Here is a 512-nt window from a genome sequence, read left to right as displayed (position 1 = left end):
GCCGGGAGTCACATTTTTCTGCATATCTGACACTTTGGTTCCCACTACTTATTTGAAGTGCGCCCCAATAGTTAGACACCAGATCTGTAACTGAGGAGCGTATGAGCAAATTTTCATTAGAATTCAAAAGGGAAGTATCAGAAAAATACCTGGAAGGTGAGCTGAGTTTGAAGTCTGTTGGAAAAATGTACAATATTGACCCCAGCACGGTAAGGAAATGGGCTTATGTTTACCGTAAGCACGGATTAAAAACACTGACTGGGCAAAAAAGACGTTATGACGATAACTTCAGATTGAATGTGGTCAGAGATGTTATTGATAATTCTCTTTCTATAAGGGAAGCTGCAGTGAAGTATGGGATCCCTGCTTTTAACACCATATCCAAATGGATTAAAAAATACAGTGAGGTTGATTTTTCGATGAAGGGACAAAAGGAAGATTTGAGGCCGAAAACTCCGGTGATGCTGCCAACTTACTGATTTAGTGTATGATGGTGTTTTTGAGGTGCTCCA

Annotated in this window: 1 protein-coding gene; it reads left to right on the top strand. The window is 40.2% G+C overall.

Annotation, left to right across the window (positions count from 1 at the left end):
• Positions 1–101: 101 nt before the first annotated feature.
• Complete coding sequence (locus tag HEN33_RS25440; RefSeq protein ID WP_059309243.1) at positions 102–479, top strand: helix-turn-helix domain-containing protein; 378 nt, start codon at positions 102–104, stop codon at positions 477–479.
• Positions 480–512: the final 33 nt, after the last annotated feature.

The organism is Escherichia sp. 94.0001 (assembly GCF_013369155.2).
In the GTDB taxonomy this organism is placed as follows: domain Bacteria; phylum Pseudomonadota; class Gammaproteobacteria; order Enterobacterales; family Enterobacteriaceae; genus Escherichia; species Escherichia coli_F.
The sequence above is the reverse complement of the archived record's forward strand: the minus strand, read 5'-3'. Positions and strand labels throughout refer to the sequence as shown.

Coding starts and splice junctions, on each gene's coding strand:
- HEN33_RS25440 (WP_059309243.1), top strand. CDS start 102: ATGAGCAAATTTTCATTAGAATTCAAAAGGGAAGTATCAGAAAAATAC.